General features: G+C 60.0%; 21 protein-coding genes. 16 read left to right on the forward strand and 5 right to left on the reverse strand.

All coding sequences use genetic code 11. The features are described 5' to 3' along the window. Positions 1 to 51 precede the first annotated feature (51 nt). Together ACZYTC_RS10000 and ACZYTC_RS10005 are read left to right on the forward strand one after the other, a co-directional pair. Positions 52 to 729: a hypothetical protein gene (locus tag ACZYTC_RS10000; RefSeq protein WP_488989470.1), complete on the forward strand. Its 678-nt coding sequence runs from the start codon at positions 52 to 54 to the stop codon at positions 727 to 729. A gap of 155 nt (positions 730 to 884) precedes the next feature. Then, a complete protein-coding gene (locus ACZYTC_RS10005) occupies positions 885 to 1,748 on the forward strand; it encodes a hypothetical protein (protein ID WP_488989471.1) in 864 nt (287 codons plus the stop codon). 66 nt (positions 1,749 to 1,814) lie between these two features. On the opposite strand, the gene ACZYTC_RS10010 is transcribed toward ACZYTC_RS10005, so the two are convergent. The 3 genes from ACZYTC_RS10010 to ACZYTC_RS10020 all read right to left on the reverse strand — a co-directional run bounded on the left by ACZYTC_RS10010 (position 1,815) and on the right by ACZYTC_RS10020 (position 4,115). Next, on the reverse strand, positions 1,815 to 2,270 hold the full coding sequence (locus tag ACZYTC_RS10010) for a hypothetical protein (RefSeq protein ID WP_488989472.1): 456 nt from the start codon (positions 2,268 to 2,270) through the stop codon (positions 1,815 to 1,817). 299 nt (positions 2,271 to 2,569) lie between these two features. After that, a complete protein-coding gene (locus ACZYTC_RS10015) occupies positions 2,570 to 2,860 on the reverse strand; it encodes a helix-turn-helix domain-containing protein (RefSeq protein ID WP_488989473.1) in 291 nt (96 codons plus the stop codon). A 1,012-nt stretch (positions 2,861 to 3,872) separates the two neighbouring features. Further along, complete coding sequence (locus tag ACZYTC_RS10020) at positions 3,873 to 4,115, reverse strand: hypothetical protein (RefSeq protein WP_488989474.1); 243 nt, start codon at positions 4,113 to 4,115, stop codon at positions 3,873 to 3,875. Positions 4,116 to 4,202: 87 nt separating this feature from the next. Between ACZYTC_RS10020 and ACZYTC_RS10025 the strand changes: the two genes are divergently transcribed. After that, entirely contained in the window at positions 4,203 to 4,394 is a 192-nt protein-coding gene (locus ACZYTC_RS10025) for a hypothetical protein (RefSeq protein WP_488989475.1), read from the forward strand. A gap of 10 nt (positions 4,395 to 4,404) precedes the next feature. On the opposite strand, the gene ACZYTC_RS10030 is transcribed toward ACZYTC_RS10025, so the two are convergent. Further along, a complete protein-coding gene (locus ACZYTC_RS10030; RefSeq protein WP_488989476.1) occupies positions 4,405 to 4,782 on the reverse strand; it encodes a helix-turn-helix domain-containing protein in 378 nt (125 codons plus the stop codon). Between the two features lie 101 nt (positions 4,783 to 4,883). Here ACZYTC_RS10030 and ACZYTC_RS10035 point away from each other — a divergent pair, with 101 nt between their 5' ends. The 4 genes from ACZYTC_RS10035 (at position 4,884) to ACZYTC_RS10050 (ending at position 9,354) form a co-directional block, all read left to right on the forward strand. Beyond that, the gene (locus tag ACZYTC_RS10035) at positions 4,884 to 5,330 is read left to right on the forward strand and encodes a hypothetical protein (protein WP_488989477.1); all 447 of its coding nucleotides are present in this window, start codon (positions 4,884 to 4,886) and stop codon (positions 5,328 to 5,330) included. Further along, on the forward strand, positions 5,290 to 6,780 hold the full coding sequence (gene terL / locus ACZYTC_RS10040) for a phage terminase large subunit (protein WP_488989478.1): 1,491 nt from the start codon (positions 5,290 to 5,292) through the stop codon (positions 6,778 to 6,780). Before ACZYTC_RS10035 ends, terL begins: the two co-directional genes overlap by 41 nt. Positions 6,781 to 6,798: 18 nt before the next feature. Next, the gene (locus ACZYTC_RS10045; RefSeq protein WP_488989479.1) at positions 6,799 to 8,400 is read left to right on the forward strand and encodes a DUF1073 domain-containing protein; all 1,602 of its coding nucleotides are present in this window, start codon (positions 6,799 to 6,801) and stop codon (positions 8,398 to 8,400) included. A 126-nt stretch (positions 8,401 to 8,526) separates the two neighbouring features. Further along, positions 8,527 to 9,354 carry a phage head morphogenesis protein gene (locus ACZYTC_RS10050; RefSeq protein WP_488989480.1) on the forward strand — a complete coding sequence of 276 codons (828 nt, stop codon included), beginning with the start codon at positions 8,527 to 8,529 and terminating at the stop codon, positions 9,352 to 9,354. A gap of 99 nt (positions 9,355 to 9,453) precedes the next feature. On the opposite strand, the gene ACZYTC_RS10055 is transcribed toward ACZYTC_RS10050, so the two are convergent. Further along, the gene (locus tag ACZYTC_RS10055) at positions 9,454 to 10,470 is read right to left on the reverse strand and encodes an IS110 family RNA-guided transposase (RefSeq protein WP_488989481.1); all 1,017 of its coding nucleotides are present in this window, start codon (positions 10,468 to 10,470) and stop codon (positions 9,454 to 9,456) included. 62 nt (positions 10,471 to 10,532) lie between these two features. Between ACZYTC_RS10055 and ACZYTC_RS10060 the strand changes: the two genes are divergently transcribed. The 9 genes from ACZYTC_RS10060 to ACZYTC_RS10100 are packed head-to-tail and all read left to right on the forward strand — an operon-like array spanning position 10,533 to position 16,324. Continuing rightward, positions 10,533 to 11,891, forward strand: a complete 1,359-nt coding sequence (locus tag ACZYTC_RS10060; RefSeq protein ID WP_488989482.1) for a DUF2213 domain-containing protein — start codon at positions 10,533 to 10,535, stop codon at positions 11,889 to 11,891. 12 nt (positions 11,892 to 11,903) lie between these two features. After that, complete coding sequence (locus ACZYTC_RS10065; RefSeq protein WP_488989483.1) at positions 11,904 to 12,395, forward strand: structural cement protein Gp24; 492 nt, start codon at positions 11,904 to 11,906, stop codon at positions 12,393 to 12,395. A 20-nt stretch (positions 12,396 to 12,415) separates the two neighbouring features. Beyond that, positions 12,416 to 13,459, forward strand: coding sequence for a hypothetical protein (locus tag ACZYTC_RS10070; protein ID WP_488989484.1), 1,044 nt, complete (start codon positions 12,416 to 12,418; stop codon positions 13,457 to 13,459). A 1-nt stretch (position 13,460) separates the two neighbouring features. Then, positions 13,461 to 13,889, forward strand: coding sequence for a hypothetical protein (locus ACZYTC_RS10075; RefSeq protein WP_488989485.1), 429 nt, complete (start codon positions 13,461 to 13,463; stop codon positions 13,887 to 13,889). A gap of 15 nt (positions 13,890 to 13,904) precedes the next feature. Beyond that, positions 13,905 to 14,324 carry a DUF4054 domain-containing protein gene (locus tag ACZYTC_RS10080; RefSeq protein ID WP_488989486.1) on the forward strand — a complete coding sequence of 140 codons (420 nt, stop codon included), beginning with the start codon at positions 13,905 to 13,907 and terminating at the stop codon, positions 14,322 to 14,324. A 16-nt stretch (positions 14,325 to 14,340) separates the two neighbouring features. Then, positions 14,341 to 14,772, forward strand: a complete 432-nt coding sequence (locus ACZYTC_RS10085) for a hypothetical protein (protein ID WP_488989487.1) — start codon at positions 14,341 to 14,343, stop codon at positions 14,770 to 14,772. Beyond that, on the forward strand, positions 14,772 to 15,212 hold the full coding sequence (locus ACZYTC_RS10090; RefSeq protein WP_488989488.1) for a hypothetical protein: 441 nt from the start codon (positions 14,772 to 14,774) through the stop codon (positions 15,210 to 15,212). The genes ACZYTC_RS10085 and ACZYTC_RS10090 overlap by 1 nt, the downstream gene beginning before the upstream one ends. Continuing rightward, positions 15,209 to 15,595, forward strand: coding sequence for a hypothetical protein (locus tag ACZYTC_RS10095; protein WP_488989489.1), 387 nt, complete (start codon positions 15,209 to 15,211; stop codon positions 15,593 to 15,595). The genes ACZYTC_RS10090 and ACZYTC_RS10095 overlap by 4 nt, the downstream gene beginning before the upstream one ends. A 3-nt stretch (positions 15,596 to 15,598) precedes the next feature. Continuing rightward, complete coding sequence (locus tag ACZYTC_RS10100; protein WP_488989490.1) at positions 15,599 to 16,324, forward strand: phage neck terminator protein; 726 nt, start codon at positions 15,599 to 15,601, stop codon at positions 16,322 to 16,324. The last annotated feature ends 15 nt before the right edge of the window (positions 16,325 to 16,339 follow it).

The following is a 16,339-nucleotide window of genomic DNA, read 5'->3' on the forward strand; positions in this document are numbered from 1 at the left end:
AAACGCCGCACCGTCGGAGATACGAGGGGCTACGCAGTAGTGATGCGTGCCTTGCCTGACATCGACCTCTCCTCCCCTGCCCGCAGTGACCGGGTCAAGGCCGTAATGACCTGCATGGTCGACGCGTTCGAGACGCTACGCCGGATCCCGGGCGCCGTCGGCCCGAAACAGCCCGGCAGCGGTTGGCCGGCGATCGTGCGCGAGATGGGCGAGGAGTATTCGTTTCGCTCAGCGGATCGAGAGTATCAGCGGGCGCTATCGAAGGCCCAGATCAGCCGCATGGAGGAGGTTCTGGCGTGGCCGTCGCAGTTCCTCGCTGACGAGCCGCTGGCGGCCGACGCGCTCAATCTATGGGCGATGTGCAAGGCCTGGGGCCGCTCGATTGATGGTGTCCTACAGGGTCGAGCGAAGCAGGCGGCAGACATCGCCAAGATTGTCGAGCGCGAGATCAATGAGCGGCGCGGTGTCCAGCGCAAGGCGGCCGCCAGTGAGGTTGCCGAGTGGGCAAACCTGAAGCTCGCGGCTGCCGACAGCGAGCGAGTCGAGCGCATTCGTGCGAACGCAATGATCCGCCTCGAGCGCGAGCTGGCGAAGAAGGGCCTTGTGCACGCCGCGGTGATCGTAAAGCCGGCGGAGTGCTCGCCCGACAAGGTGATCAGCCGGACGAGCCTGGATCGTTGGCGGTTTGTGGGGGCGCGGGTGATTGCGGAGGGGCTGAGCGACAGTTGACCGAGCCGCAAACTAGCTTCACCTAATCGAACGACCAAAGAACGCGATGAAAGGCAGTGGAGAGTGAAACAAAGAGTGGGATAGGCTCTACCCCAGCATGTAACTGTCCTCTAAGCTTTCACTTACATGTTAACACGGGGTTGCAGGGCCAGTCTGTGACAGAACAAGTCAAACCCACTACCGAAAGCCAGGATCAACAATCCATTGCATTTTGGACCTTCCTAGAGTCTCACCCTCCTGGTTCAATTCGGGAAGTGATGGAAGCTGGAAAAATTAGAAGGCTTCACAACGGTGGCGACCCCTTAACTCAATTCACACCTACCTATCCGCCGATTAAAATACATTGTGAACATTGTGACGGCCCCCGCACATTCAGATGCGAAACAAAAACGGATGACTATTTCGGGCCTGTCAATTTGTTCCTAGAATATACCTGCGGAGATTGCAGAGCATCAAGGAAGACCTATGCATTGCGCTTAGCGCACAGTGCAGGGCACACCAGCGCCTTGAAATTTGGCGAGCATCCCCCTTTCGGGCCACCTACACCAAATCGCCTTCTCAAGATCCTTGGAGATGAATCGGACACGTTCAAAAAAGGCAGGCGGTGTGAGAGTCAGAATTTAGGCATAGCGGCATTTGCCTATTACAGACGTGTTGTTGAAAATCTAAAAACAAAGATATTCGATCAGATAATAAAAGTTGCAAAGGCCACCGGCTCGTCAGCGGAATTGGTCACGGGCCTTGAGCGCGCTCGCGAGGATTTTCAGTTTACCAATGCAATGGGTACGCTTAAGGCTGGTATTCCGCCTGCTCTCCTAATCGGTGGACACAACCCGTTGATATTGCTGCACGGTGCATTGAGTAGGGGCATTCATTCGCAGTCGGACCAAGAATGTCTGGAATCGGCGCACGACATCCGCTTGGTTTTGGTCGCGATGGTCGAGACAATCGGCCAGACGTTGAAGGATGATGCCGAACTCACCAGCGCAGTTGGCCGCCTTTCTAGAACGATGAAATAGACAGTGGATAGTTACTCTATTTAGCGAACTCCAAGGCTTTCTTTGGCCGCCCCGCCTTCCTCGGCCTCAACTGCCCGAGGCAATTGAAATAGCGATCTTCATGGATTCCAGGGCTGCTCGATATTTCTTGCTAACTTCATCGGCCCGCGCTGGATTTCGCCCATGACCATCGCCGCTACAAGGTAAGTTAGTAATGAACCCTACCTCTGCCTCGAAGGGAGCAACAGTCCCGTTTAAAACAGAAGCGACCGTTCCGAATTTAGCCTTATCTCTATCGAGTAATAAACGCTGCTGTTGAACCGTTGCTTCGAGCTGCGTGATTTTCTCCGAGGCATCACTGTCGCGGTTATGTCTGTTGAGCTCAAATGCCACCCCTGCCACCAAGATCGCAATTGAAAAGCCCATGAAAACATAGATCGGCATTGGGTTCTCGCGACTTTGGAAGAGCAAGTAGAACGCGAGCGCGGCCAAAATCGCTCCAAGCCCGATGATCCCGTAGCTCAGCGCCGAAAGCAGTTCCATATTCGCCCCTCCGACTTTGCCTTAATCCGCCGCCCTGAAGCACCATGCTGCTGTGCCCGTGACAAGGTCGTGAGCACCGCTCTAGCAACAAAATTCCCCGCAATATCACCCTCCCATGGGGCGTTTACACGCCGTCTTCGTCCCGCTTTTGGGGTGGTGACAATCGCTGCGAATAAGGGCATCAAATCGTCACTGTCGCACGAGTTGCGGTTAACGCACTCCTCCGAGCCGGAAGGCTCCCAGAGAGCCGAGAGGCTTTCAGCGACAGCCTCCTTTTGCCTGTACTGGCAAGTTGACTATTAGGCTCGCATCCCGGGCCGCAACGCATCGACAAGGTCGTTATTCGGCATCAGCGCGACGAAGCGAGATGCGGCAAGAGCTGCGTCCGGCTCTGCCAGAGCGAGCGAGCGTTGCTTCACCGCCTGCTTCAGGGTGAGGTAGTCGATCGCAAGGCGGTGAATCTCTCTGATCTGCGCAACGCCGTTCTCAAGGTCCATGACCCCTCGCCGGCTCATGCCAAGCTCCAGCGCCATCTCGGCCTGAGTGAAGCCGAGTCGCTTGCGAACATCGATCAGGTGCTGTGCATCCATTGAAGTCGGCCTCCTGAGTTGCTAAATTCAGGAACCGGAGGGAGCTGCAACTCCCCCCGGCCCCCGGAGTTACCGGCTAATGGAGAGTGTCAGTCTCCACTTGCCGATCCGGACTTGGAAGCTGAGCTTGACGCTCATTGGGACCTCCTCGTCCACCCGAGGCTTGATTGCCTCGGTGATGTTGTTTTAGTGCAGAAACTGTACTTTTACAACAGAAAAGTACAGAAATTGCGCATTTTTATGAACCCGCCCGGGCAACCGTGGCGGGTTTCCTATTTATGAGCCCCCTTCCGAGAGTCCGTGGCCGCGTTCAACCCCGGCATGCATCTGTTAAGTGCGGTGGTAGCGTGACGGAGGCTCAACCAGCGAATGCCGGCAGGTCTACATTCCAAACGTAACGACCTGTCATCTCTTGTCGCTGGCACGAGGTTCAAGCAGGCAGACGGACGAGGCTTTGGACCGTATGTCTGCGCTAAGCCGTGGGAGCAAGGGGCCGACCTGGGCTCTTCGGCGCCAAACCACCGAAGGCGCAGGCGAACCGGTGTGGGTAGCGAGCGGTCTAGCCCGCTTGATGGTGCTATTTCTTGGCCCGCTTGCCGATGGGAAGATTAAGGGCGATTGTCACCAAGGCGCCCCCACCCAATCCTACAATCAGAGATGCTTGCACCGCCTCCATCGGGTCCGATACGAGGCGCTGCCAGTGGTAGGCGGCGCGAGAGACCAAGACGGTCAATGCGAGCACGAGGCTGTAGAAGCCGAATTGTCTAAGCTTGCACATGTTGGCTCCGCAGCCAGCTTAACATTACTGCAGCTATACCAATAGTATCGGAGCGCGCAAGGCGCAGGATCAGCTTGGGAGCATACCTTCCAAGCTGCGTTTCAGTTTCATGCGGGTGGTTAAGCACGGTGCCGCGCTGGTGCACACAGCGGCACGACCATGGCGGTTGTTACGCCGTCCCGCATGAACTCCAACCTGTAACCGATCCTTACAAGTTCACGCCGCGCCGATAGTTTATTTCCACCCATGAAAGGGTGATCGATGCTGAGCGAACGACACGACAGCATTCTGCAAGGTGAAAACAACGAGATTGACGAAGCTAAACGCCATATCGATGGCGATCACGGTCAGCACCGTTGATCCGACCAACACGAACGGATGTGCATGAGGTGGTGCTGTCCACGCGGTGAATAACAATATCGCGACCCATGCGGCCGCGATCCCGGTGGTCTTCAAAGCTCGCAGCAGAGTTCCCATCTCAGCCACCCCAATTAGCTCGTATTTCCTATCATATTTTCGCCCCGCCGGCCCAGCCGCGCGGGGCTTCTTTTTGGAGAATCCGCCATGTCGACCGAGCAGGAAAAGCGCCAGGCCGTCGCCAACTGGCTGATCAAACAGACCATCGCGGATCCTGCCCTTGCCAATCTGCTGGCGCCGGCGGTGACCGAGCTGTTTTGCCCGGAACCCAAGCGCGTCAGCATCGAGCACTGGCAGCTGATCACGGAGAAGGCCGGGCAACTGGAAAAACCCAAATGAGGCGCGATACTCAGGCGCCCTCAAAGATTGCGCCGGATTGGATGTCAGCAATCAGCTTCTCATACTGAGCAACCGACCGACGCGCTTCCCTTGCTCGTTCCATTGAGACATCAGTTCCAAGCCCCGCGCCTGTGAAAATTTGCAGTTTCCCCGTTTCGAGCTCTTCTGCGTTCTTTCGATTCTCATCGCATCGCTCTTTAGCGTCTGCGAGGATCTTGAGATACACTTTCACGAGGTTGATCGCGGGACCTGGGATATCCCTCTCCCCCTCCTCCCATCGTGAGATTGTTCTAGGGTCCGTTCGAAACAGCTTAGCCGCGACTGTGCGACGGCCGTAGCGGCCAAGCCCAATTGCATCGAGGCCGTCGCTAAATTCCGTGGGGGTCATCTGACATTCTCCCGAGAGATCGATTAGGCCCACCAATGTAGACCATTGGCCCACATTATTCAAGATAAATCTAGGCCAATGGCCCATATCTGAGTAAATTCATGACCGACGCCCCTCCGAAGAAAAAGCACGGCGGCAGCCGAGCGGGCAGCGGCAGGCCGAAGGGACGCCGGAACACGTTCACCGAGGCCGAGAAGCGCAAGGCTTTGACCCGAGGCCTTTCCCCCTTGGAGGTCATGACCGAACTGATGAACCATAGCTATCGGCGTTGGAAGAAGGAGGCCGACAGCAAAGAACCCAACGAGGACGCCTTGATGGCGAAGCAGAAGGCCACCCTTGAGGCGGCCGAGAAGCTGGCACCGTACCTGCATCCAAAGCTGGCCGCAGTTCAGCACACTGGCAAGGGCGGCGGGCCGATTCAGACCGTGGATTTGACGAAGCTCAGCGATGCGGAACTCACGGCCCTCGAACCGGTCATCGCTGCAATTGCCGCAGCCGGCGCTGCTATTGGAGCAGATCCGGAAGGAGAAGGCACGCCGTCAGCGTGAGCGCGAGCAGCAGGAGCTTGAGCAAAACGCCGAATTAATCCGGCAGCGCTGCAAGACGTTCTCTGGTTTCGTCAAAGAGGCATGGCCGGTTCTCGAGCCAAAGGCGCCGTTGAAATGGTCCTGGCACATGGCCTGCATGTGTGACCATCTCGAAGCCATCACGTTCGGCCGTCTGTCGCCGTGGATCATTTTCAATGTGCCGCCTGGCTCGTCGAAATCGATGGTCATCTCGGTGCTGTGGCAGGCCTGGGAATGGTCCATCGGCTTCAGGTCGAACCGGTTTCTAACGACTTCGTTCGAACTGGAGAACGTCAAGCGCGATACCCGTAAAACGCGCGACCTGATTATGAGCGACTGGTATCAATCGCTCTGGCCAGAAGTAAAAATGAAGCGATCGGCGGAACTGTCGTTCGCAAATACCGATACCGGAACGCGCGAGGGTGTCCCTTTCGCCTCTATCACCGGTAAGCGTGGTGATCGGGTTGTCATCGACGACCCGCATTCTTTGAAGGGCGCAGAGAGCGAGCAGCAGCGCGGCGAATCAGTGCGCCTGTTCCTCGAAGGCGGCCTCAATCGTCTCAACGATCAGCAGACTTCGGCCATCGTCGTCGTCATGCAGCGACTGCACGAGAACGACCTCACCGGCGCGTTGATCGCTCGGCAACTCGGTTTCATTCACGTCATGATCCCGATGGAGTTCGAGGCGGAACGGCGGTGCATCACTCCCCTGCCCTGGCAGGATCCGCGATCATTCGACGGTGAGTTGATGGATCCGGTTCGCATGCCGCGGGCATCGGTCGATGTGCTCAAGAGCATCAGCTTTTCATGGGCCGGCCAATACCAGCAGCGTCCGACAGCTCGTGAAGGCGGCCTGTTCAAACGCGCCTGGTTCGCAGACAAGATCATTGACGCCGCGCCCGCTTTTACCCGTTGGGTACGTCACTGGGACCTTGCAGCAACGAAGGGCGGCAACGGCGCCAGAACGGCGGGCGTGAAGATAGGCCGAACGCCTGACGGCCGGTTCGTCGTCGGGCATGTCGCGAAGGATAGGCTTGATGGTGCCGGTGTCCGCCTCCTGATCAAGGCGACAGCCGAGGTCGACGGGCGCGGAGTGGCGATCTCGCTGCCGCAGGATCCCGGCCAGGCCGGCAAGGTGCAGGCGGCGGACATGATTGCCCTGCTCGCCGGATATCGGGCCTCTGCAGAGCCGGAAACTGGGGACAAGGCCACGCGTGCCGAGCCGTTCGCGGCACAGTGTGCGGCCGGGAATGTCTTCCTGGTCCGCGGTGAGTGGAACGAAGACTACATCGACGAGCTCTGCCTGTTCCCAGGCGGCGCGATCAAAGACCAGGTCGACGCATCCTCTGGGGCATTCGGCAAGCTACTGTCGATGGCGCCAACGATGACGATCAGCGACGAGGCATTGGTGCAGACCGCCATGCCGGGATAGTGGAGACAGGAAGGCGATATGTTCAAGTTCTGGCGCAGAAAGAAGGCTGAAGATACGCAGCCGGCCGCGCCAGAAGTCCAGGCCTCACCGCCAGCCCCAGCGCAGATGAAGATCAGCGACACAGCGGTGGCGGTGTCTCGGGCTACCGAGGCCAAGGTCGAGCCGTTCAAGGTCGCGATCCATCCCCCTATGCCTTCCGGCCCCAAAGACGGCACAAAGCTTGCCATGGACAACTCCATGGCGGGCATTACGGCATGGGCAGCGAACGTCTACGCCACTGCCGGGTACCAGGGCTCCGCCTTCATGGGCTATCCCGTCCTGGCCGAATTGGCGCAGCGTCCTGAGTACCGCATGATGTCGGAGACGATTGCCTCCGAGATGACCCGGCGTTGGATCCGCTTCACGGCAAAGGACGGCGACGACAAAGCCGAACGGATCGCCGAGCTCGAGGCAGAGTTCAAGCGGCTCAATGTCCGGGCCAAGTTCCAGAAGGTCGCCGAGCACGACGGCTACTTCGGGCGGGCACACCTCTATGTCGACCTCGGCACCGGCCAGAGCCCAGAAGAGCAGCAGAAGGGCATCGGCACCGGCTGGGACGACACCAGCAAGGCGAAGATCGGAAAGGGCAAGATCAAGGCCCTCAAGGTCATCGAGCCGGTCTGGGTGTATCCGACCGGCTACAATGCTACGGACCCGCTTGAAGACGGCTGGTACGACCCGCAGTCCTGGAACGTGATGGGCAAGTCGCTCCACAAGAGCCGGCTGATCACCTTCGTTGGTCGTGAGGTTTCCGATCTCCTGAAGCCAGCCTATAGCTTCGGCGGCGTCTCGCTGTCACAGCTCGCCTACCCCTACGTCGAGAACTGGCTGAAGACACGGCAGGGCGTGAACGACATCATCACCTCCTTCACGCAGTTCGTGCTGAAGACACAGATGGATGCGGTGTTGAGCGGCGGCGCGGCCGACAACATGATCAAGCGGGCTCAGCTCTTCAACAACACCCGCTCCAATCGCAGCCTTCTCATGATCGACAAGACGGCGGAGGAGTTCGAAGCCGTCTCAGCCCCGCTCGGCGGTCTCGAAGGTCTCCAGGCCCAGGCCCAGGAGCATATGGCGTCGGTCAGCCATATCCCGGTGGTGAAGCTCTTCGGCATCCAGCCTGCTGGCCTCAATGCCGATTCCGACGGGATCATGCGCGCCTTCTACGACTGGGTTCTATCGTTCCAGGAGAAGTTCTTCCGGGAGAACCTGCACAGCCTCATGGGCATGATCATGCTCAACATCTGGGGCAAGACCGATGACGGGATCGACTTCGAATTCGAGCCGCTTTGGTCGCTCGACGAGAAGGCCCAGGCCGAGGTCGAGAAGATCAAGGCAGAGACGGATCAGATCTTGGTCGATACCGGCTCGCTGTCGCCCGCAGAGAGCAGGGAACGCGTCGCCCGCGATCCTCAGTCCGACTACGGCTCGATCGACGTCAACGATGTCCCAAACCTCCTGGAGGAGGAAGAGGAAGGCCTGGCGCCGAAAGGTGGTCACCCAATCGAAGGCCTTGGCGAAGAGGATGAAAGGGCAGATAAAGCCCTGGACGCTCTCTTCGACAAGGCCGCCGCCGCTTGATCACCATCAATCTGCTCGAAATGCTCGCCGCGTCTGACCCGGCCATGGAGGACGATGCCGAGCGCATCGCCTTCAACGATATCCCGGGCCCGCCGATCCCAGGCCTGAAACCTCCGGAGACCGACCTTGCCTCAGAGCAATCGACGTCGCCGGACGCCTCAGGAGCGCGCCGAGAAGGTTCTCAGGCCGGTCCACCCGAACGCGGGGATTGAGGCCGAGTATCAGCGCCGGCTCGATCGCCTGATCCGCGAGATGCATTGCAGCGTCTTGTACTGGCTCTCATCGGCATACCGGGCCAACCAGCCCAGGATTGCCGCCGACGAGACACCAGCCGATGCGCTGCGGCGCGCGATGCGAGACATGGCTTCTCGTTGGCTCAAACGCTTCGACGAGGCCTCTTCAAAGCTCGCTGAATGGTTCGGCCAATCCGTGCAGAAGCGATCTAGCGCCGCCCTGAAGAAGATCTTGAAGGACGGCGGAATCTCCGTCGAGTTCAAGATGACCCCGGCCATGCGGGACGTTCTGGACGCAACGGTCAATCAGAACGTCGCGCTGATCAAGTCGATCCCGCAACTGTATCTCGGCCAGGTCGAGGGCGCCGTGATGCGCTCGGTCCAGACCGGCCGCGATCTCGCCACCCTATCGAAGGAACTGGAGGCCCGGTTCGGCATCACGAAACGTCGGGCGGCCTTCATCGCCCGGGATCAGAACAACAAGGCCACCGCGGCGCTGTCCCGGGCCCGTCAGCTGGAGCTCGGCCTCGACGAGGCGGTCTGGGTTCATAGCGGCGGCGGAAAGCATCCCCGGAAGAGCCACCAGAAGGCCGGCCGGGATAAGACCAGGTTCCCAATCGCGGAAGGATGGTTCGATCCTGAGGTCGGGCGGAAGATCATTCCCGGCGAGCTGATCAATTGCCGGTGCGTGAGCAAGGCGGTCATCAGAGGATTTTCGTGAAGGGAGTGGCGGATCGCTGTTTTTTAACGAAGTTGCACGAAGCACTTCATCCCCGCCACAGATCTCACCACTCCCTTGTCCCTTGCGGGACCTCCGAAACTACGCCTCCCAACGATAGGGGGTGCGATCAAGCCATATTCGATGAAGGATGACGGCTAGACGACGGGACACGGCAGTGCGGGCAATTTTGGCGCCGCGGCGCTCTGCAACTCGCGTCCCCCAGACTTTCAGGGGAGAAGCCTTCGCATTTGGCCGAAGGAGAATCGAAGCAGCTGCCCTCAATATGTGCCGCAAATAGGTGTCGCCGAAATGGGAGATTTTTCCCCGCCGATCGGTTCCTCCAGATTGGTATGTTCGCGGTGTCATCCCAAAATGCGCTCCCATCGATCGTGAGCGTTTGAAACGAGTGGGGTCGTCGACCGCTGAACGGTAAACCAATGCCACGAGCGGTCCGACCCCAGGCGCGGTCATCAGAAGGTGGCAAATCTCGTCCGAATGGGCTGCGGCAAGCACCTGTTTATGCAGAGCCGTGAACTGCTCCTCCAGGGTTTGTCTGGCATGCAACAGAGGTTGGATGATCTCGCTCAGCGCTGGTTGTTTTACGAGAAGTTTTTGGACGCGCGCCTGATAGCCTTTGCGTGTGACGTGGCCGAGTTTGATACCAAAAGCGTGAAGTGTTCCCCTAATGCACTGCTCAGTCGCGATCAATTTTTGCTGGAGAAACCGGCGGTTGTTCAAGAGCGACTTGATTACCTGACGATCGAGCGATTTGACATGTACTGCCTTGAAGAACCCAAAGCGCATTATTTCAGCGATGCCGCGGGCATCATTGCGATCGGTTTTATTGAGACGGGCTTTGAGCACTGAATGTGCGTGTCGTGCTTCAATGCAGGTCACTGGAAACTTACGCTGCCGCAGCTCGCGATACAGCCATTGCGAGATTGGACCCGCTTCCAACCCCACTGCCGCGCATCGACGTTTTTCTTTAGCGAGGAACTTCGCGATAGGTTTGGGAGAACTCTCTACGATCCCTTCCCGAACAAAATTGCCGGCGCCGTCGACTACGCAGACACTTGTCGTTTCAATCGAAATATCCAGCCCCACGTAGAACTTCATCGCTCTGGCCCTGATTGACGTAGAGCGACCGAACTACCTCATCAGTACCCCCGGAAAATGACATGCTGACCTCCTCGAGCGACGAGATTGCGCTCGATCGCGCATCCGTGCGTTCGATCGATGCCGACGGCCACCTCCATGTCGAGCGGACGCCGATCAGCAAGGCCGTGGTGAACCCCTACTATGGCCGCGAGATCCCCGACTTCGAACGCCTCGGCCTCGATCCGGAGCGGATCTATCGGCTCTATCGTCACCCCGACGAACTGGCGCGGGCCGCCGGTAGCTTCGAGGGCAAGCCCCTGCTGATCCGGCACCAACCCGTGAACGCCGACGAACACCCGAAAGAACTCACCGTCGGCTCCATCGGCTCTCCGGTCAACTTCGACCCGCCTTACCTGACAGCGCCGCTCACGATCTGGGAAGGCGAAGCGATCGACCTGGTTCAGTCCAAAAAGCAGCGCGAGCTGTCGTGCGGATATCGCTATCGCCCGGACATGACGCCGGGCACGACGCCTGAGGGGGAGCCCTTTGACGGCGTGATGAGAGACATCGGGGGCAATCATCTCGCCCTCGTTGAACAGGGTCGCGCTGGCCCGGACGTGCTTGTGCACGACAGCGCAATAACCCCACCCATGGAGAAAGACGACATGGCCTCCAAGCCTGTTTTGACGCGCAAAGGGGCCGTGGCCCAGAGCGCGCTCATGGTCTACCTGCGGCCGAAACTGGCGCAGGATGCCAAGATCGATCTGAAGCCGATCCTCGCCGGCATCACATCGAAGAATTTCGGCGAGAAGCGCAACGCCATCATTGAGGGCGTCAAGAAGGCGACCGCCGGCAAGCTCGCCGCTGACGCCAAGCTCGATGACATGAGCATCGCGCTCGACATCGCCCAGGACGACATGGATCCGCGCGGCGAGGACGAAGACCCCGACGACGACAAGAAGGACAAGGCCGAAGACGAGTCCGAGGAGGACGACGACAAGGCCAAGAAACCGGCCAAGGACAAGGGCGCCAAGGACAAGGAAGCCTGCGACGAGGACGACGGTGCCGAGGACGAAGACGACGACGATGACAAGGAGGAGAAGGTCAGCAAGTCCGCCATGGACGCTGCAATCCGCTCCGCCACCACCGACGCCGTCGAACGCGTCCGGCAACAGGCTCGCGATCTCAGGACCGCTGAGCAGGAGGTACGTCCCTATGTCGGCGAGATCGCCGTGGCCTGCGACAGCGCCGAGGACGTCTATCGTCACGCCCTGAAGGCGATGAAGGTCGACATCGCCGGTGTGCCGGCCGTCGCCCTTCGCCCGCTGCTCAAGGCCCTCCCCGTGCCGAAGGCCAGCGCTCCCACCCTCCCCGCCATGGATGCCGCCGCCGAGGACGCTTACTCCAAGCGTTTCCCGAACGCTGGCCGTCTGAAATAAGGATCCTCGCCGATGCCTTTCCAGAAGCAGGTCTATATGACCCAGGCGCCTGCCGTTGCTGGCCAGCTCGCCTCTGTCAATCCGCGCCATTCGGCGCTCACCGTGGAAGGCGGCTTTGTCGCCGGTGCCAGCGGTGTCACCGTCGGTCTTTTCGTCTGGGCCGACGCTACCGGGCGCATCCTGTCGAACACCGGCACCGGACTGCCGACAGGCATTGTCGCTCGCACCGAGCAGGCGCTCATCACCACATACCTCACGGAATACGGCAACACCATTCCGGCTGGCTTCGCGGTGGGCGACGTATTCAGCGGCGTTGACATCTGGGTCACCAATGCCGGCGCCAGCGCCGGCACTGTCGGCCAGAAGGCCTTCGCCAAACTCGCCGACGGGACGATCTCGTTCGCCGCCGCGGGTGCTACCGTCGCCGGCAGCATCGAGACCAAGTTCTATGCGGCCACCGCCGGTGCCGCTGGTGAACTGGTCAAGATGACCGACACAATCTAACCTCACGGGGCAAATCGAACATGCGAAACACTGAATTTGCCCGCCTGGAGCGGGATTGGGGCATCGTCCTCATGGCTCAGGATTGGATGCCTGACGCCTTCAAACGGAACTTCCAGGTCGCCCTCGATGCCCAGCCGACACTGGCCGTCGGCCCCGGCTCCAGCGGTGTTCCTGCCATCTACACGACCTTCATCGATCCGGAGGTCATCCGGGTGCTGCAGGCGCCGAATGAAGGCGCCAACATCCTCGGCGAGCGCAAGGAAGGAGACTGGACAACCCAGACCGCCATGTTCACCGTCGTCGAGAACACCGGCGAGGTCTCCAGCTATGGCGACCAGAACAACAACGGCCAGTCCGACGCCAACGCGACCTTCCCGCAGAGGCAGTCCTATCTCTACCAGACGCATATCGAATATGGCGAACTGGAAGAGGCCAGGATGGCCAACGCCAAGCTGAATTGGGTTTCCGAGAAGCAGATGTCGGCTGCCGCGACCCTATCCAAGTTCCAGGACTACACCTATCACAACGGTGTTTCTGGCCTGCAGAACTACGGCCTTCTGAATGATCCGGCGCTGTCGGCCGCACTCACCCCCGCCACCAAGGCGGCCGGTGGCGTCACCTGGATCACAGCCGGCGGCGTCATCAACGCCACCGCGAACGAGGTCTATGCCGATATCCAGGCTATCTTCAACAAGCTTGTGGCGCAGACGCAAGGCCGTGTGAAGCGCAGCGACGCCCTTACCTTGGCGATGTCGCCCGGATCGGACGTCGCGATGACCGCGACCAACAGCTTCGGCATCACGGTCGGCGACATGCTGGCGAAGAGCTTCCCCAATCTCAAGGTGAAGACTTCGCCGCGTTACACGACCGGAGCGGGCAATGTCGTTCAGCTCATCGCCGACAAGTTTGACGGCCATGATACCGGCTTCTGCGCCTTCAACGAGAAGTCGCGCGATCATGCCATTGTCCAGACCGGATCGGCGTGGAGGCAGAAGAAGACCGCGGGAACCTGGGGCGCGATCATTCGCTACCCAGTCGCGATCTCGCAGATGTTGGGGGTCTGACATGGACGAAATGGTTATCGTCGGTTGCCGGCTCCCTCATGGTCTGGTTCTTCAGCTCCAGGAGAAGTCCTTCAATCAGGAGCCCGTCATGGGTGGCGGCTCCAGGAAGGTCGAGGTCTGGAACAAGGTTGGCCCCGCTGTCACGCTCAAGGGATGGGCAACCCCCGTTGACCGAGCTCCCACGACTCTGATCGTGAATGGCTTCGCCGTCACCAGGGTCAATGCTGAGTTCATGAAGGAATGGATGAAGCAGAACGCGCTGCATCCTGCCGTGACCTCTGACAACATCATCGTCATGACGTCGACTGACGAGATCAAGGCCGAAACCGAAGGGCGCAAGAAGGAAATCGTCGGTTTCGAGCCGCACTATCCCAAAAATGTGATCCCCGAGTTCAAGCGACAGAACGTCGAGACGGCCCAAGCGGCCTGATCCTTCGAGGCAAACATGAGCGACCCAGTCCCCTTCGTCTATCAGGACTGGGCCGCTGCCTATCCTGAGTTCTCAAACGTCACCAACCAGCAGATCACGGCGCGAATCCTGCCCCTCGCGAGGCAAGTCATCGCCGGGTTCATCGGTTGCGTCACCGATCCTCAGGACCAGACCAATTTCCTCTGGCTGATGGTCGCCCACCTCTGCCAGCTCAATTTCGGTACCGCCGCCAGCCCTGCAACCGGCCTCGTCGGCCGCATCGCCAGCGCCACCGAGGGCAGCGTCTCAGTCCAGCTCGATTTCCAGTCCACGCAAAATCAGGCCTGGTACGTCCAGACCACCTATGGCGCGCTGTTCTGGCAACTGGCGCGCCCCTATTGGCTTGGAGGCTTCAGCTTCCCTGCCCCAGCCCCGACGCCATTCCCCTACCGATGACAAAGGAGCCCTGTCGATGGACATCGACGCGATGGGATACAAGATCCGCGATCTCCTGCTCGCCAACCAGCAGCTGACAACCCAGATCGCAGAGTTGCAGGCCTTTCAGGACCGGTTCAAGCCGATGCTGGAGGAGGCAGAAGCGCACTATCTGGCTTCCCGTCCGCAGGCCACGGAGCAGCCCGCGAATGAAGAGCAGAAGGCCGAGCTGGTCGAAGGCCAGAAGTCTGAGAGCGACGCCGCCGGCGAACATGATGGCGAGCAGCAGCAGTCGGAAAGCGGCGAGCAGCAGGATAAGGGTGAGCAGCCCGGTACCGGCGACGAGAACGCCGAACCGAATTCGGCTGGCGAGCCCCAGGAAGCCCATGAGAGCGATCCCGCTCCTACCCCAGCGGATAATCCCGCCGAGGCCAGCCCTGACGCACCGCAGGCCGCTGAGCAGCCCTGATGGTCAAGATAAAGGGCGGCGACAAGTTGGAAGCTGCCCTTGCCAAGATCGCCAAGAACGTCACCAAGGCGGCGGCGGTTGATGTCGGGTTCCTTGAGAACGCGACCTATCCTGACGGGACGTCCGTCGCATTGGTTGCGGCACTGAACGAATTCGGGCACGGCACGACGCCGCCCCGACCGTTCTTCCGCGGCATGATCCAGGAGAAGAGCCCGGAATGGCCGAAGGCGATCGCGACGCAGCTCAAGGAAACTGAGTACGACGCAGCGAAGACATTAGGCCGCATGGGTGAAGGGATCAAAGGGCAGCTGCAACAGGCCGTTGCCGACTATGTCGGCCCTGCCCTTTCGCCGATCACAGTCGCGAAGAAGGGCAATGACAAGCAACTCGTCGACACCGGCCATATGATGCGCAGCGCTGACTATCGGGTGAAGACATGAATTTGCACAGCATCGTCGCCCCAGCGATCGGCATCGTGAACCCGTTTGTCTCGGCGACGGTCAAGCGTTCCGCCGGCTACACGATCCAGCCTGACGGCAACCGCGTCCCCGCATACACCGAGTTCCCAGCCCGGGTGCAGGTCCAGGCGCTGACCTATACCGACATCACCAGGCTCGATTCCCAAAACATCCAGGGCGTCCGGCGCGCGATCTACCTCAACGGTGCCGTGATGGGCATCGTTCGTGTCGACGAGCGCGGCGGCGATCTCATCGTGTTCCCGGCCGGGACGCTTCCCGAGGGCGATGTCTGGCTCGCGGCACATGTGCTCGAGGCCTGGCCGGACTGGTGCAAGGTTGCCATCACCCTTCAGAATGGAAGCTGACCCGTGTCCCTGGTACCCGCGCCGACGCAGTCCGCAATCTTCGTTGCACTGCGCTCGTTCCTGACCGCCATTCTGCCGGCGGCCGTCGAGGTCGTTCAGGGGCAGGACAATCGGGTCCCGGAGCCTCAGGGTGAAGATTATGTCCTGATGGTTCCGATCCTGCGAAACCGGCTCTCGACGAACATCCATACCCCGCACGACGTCAGCTTTGTCGGTTCCATCAGCGGCACCGAGTTGACGGTCACGGAAATGGCGCTGGGCTCGATTGCGGTCGGACAGGCCCTATTCGGATCTGGCGTCGCCGCAGGCACGACAATCACGGCCTTGGGGACCGGCACCGGAGGGATCGGCACCTATACGGTCTCCCTGGCCCAGACGGTCGCCGCCGGCGTGCTGGCAAGCGGATCTGAAGAGATCATGCAGCCCACCCAGGTGACGATCCAGCTTGACATCCACGGTCCGAACAGCGGCGACAACGCCCAGACCATCACAACCCTGATGCGCGATCCAGTTGGTGTCGATCTCTTCGCGGCTGTCGGACCAGACGTGGCAGCGCTCTATGCCGACGACCCGAAACAGATCCCGTTCGTCAACGGCGAGCAGCAATGGGAATGGCGCTGGATCGTCAATGCCGTTCTGCAGGTCAACGCGTCGCTGACCGTGCCGCAGCAGTTCGCCGACAGCGTCAGTGTCAGCACCCATAACGTCCAGGCCGATTTCCCGCTCTGAGCGGATCGGCAGCGT

The sequence above is a fragment of the Labrys sp. F242 genome, assembly GCF_057813875.1.

What these genes read in the sequence shown, in the direction of transcription:
- ACZYTC_RS10010 (WP_488989472.1), bottom strand. Translation starts at nt 2,270, where the DNA reads ATGGAACTGCTTTCGGCGCTGAGCTACGGGATCATCGGGCTTGGAGCG.
- ACZYTC_RS10045 (WP_488989479.1), top strand. Translation starts at nt 6,799, where the DNA reads ATGTTCAAGTTCTGGCGCAGAAAGAAGGCTGAAGATACGCAGCCGGCC.
- ACZYTC_RS10090 (WP_488989488.1), top strand. Translation starts at nt 14,772, where the DNA reads ATGGTCAAGATAAAGGGCGGCGACAAGTTGGAAGCTGCCCTTGCCAAG.
- ACZYTC_RS10015 (WP_488989473.1), bottom strand. Translation starts at nt 2,860, where the DNA reads ATGGATGCACAGCACCTGATCGATGTTCGCAAGCGACTCGGCTTCACT.
- ACZYTC_RS10070 (WP_488989484.1), top strand. Translation starts at nt 12,416, where the DNA reads ATGCGAAACACTGAATTTGCCCGCCTGGAGCGGGATTGGGGCATCGTC.
- ACZYTC_RS10095 (WP_488989489.1), top strand. Translation starts at nt 15,209, where the DNA reads ATGAATTTGCACAGCATCGTCGCCCCAGCGATCGGCATCGTGAACCCG.
- ACZYTC_RS10030 (WP_488989476.1), bottom strand. Translation starts at nt 4,782, where the DNA reads ATGACCCCCACGGAATTTAGCGACGGCCTCGATGCAATTGGGCTTGGC.
- ACZYTC_RS10075 (WP_488989485.1), top strand. Translation starts at nt 13,461, where the DNA reads ATGGACGAAATGGTTATCGTCGGTTGCCGGCTCCCTCATGGTCTGGTT.
- ACZYTC_RS10035 (WP_488989477.1), top strand. Translation starts at nt 4,884, where the DNA reads ATGACCGACGCCCCTCCGAAGAAAAAGCACGGCGGCAGCCGAGCGGGC.
- ACZYTC_RS10020 (WP_488989474.1), bottom strand. Translation starts at nt 4,115, where the DNA reads ATGGGAACTCTGCTGCGAGCTTTGAAGACCACCGGGATCGCGGCCGCA.
- ACZYTC_RS10085 (WP_488989487.1), top strand. Translation starts at nt 14,341, where the DNA reads ATGGACATCGACGCGATGGGATACAAGATCCGCGATCTCCTGCTCGCC.
- ACZYTC_RS10025 (WP_488989475.1), top strand. Translation starts at nt 4,203, where the DNA reads ATGTCGACCGAGCAGGAAAAGCGCCAGGCCGTCGCCAACTGGCTGATC.
- ACZYTC_RS10080 (WP_488989486.1), top strand. Translation starts at nt 13,905, where the DNA reads ATGAGCGACCCAGTCCCCTTCGTCTATCAGGACTGGGCCGCTGCCTAT.
- ACZYTC_RS10065 (WP_488989483.1), top strand. Translation starts at nt 11,904, where the DNA reads ATGCCTTTCCAGAAGCAGGTCTATATGACCCAGGCGCCTGCCGTTGCT.
- ACZYTC_RS10060 (WP_488989482.1), top strand. Translation starts at nt 10,533, where the DNA reads ATGCTGACCTCCTCGAGCGACGAGATTGCGCTCGATCGCGCATCCGTG.
- ACZYTC_RS10055 (WP_488989481.1), bottom strand. Translation starts at nt 10,470, where the DNA reads ATGAAGTTCTACGTGGGGCTGGATATTTCGATTGAAACGACAAGTGTC.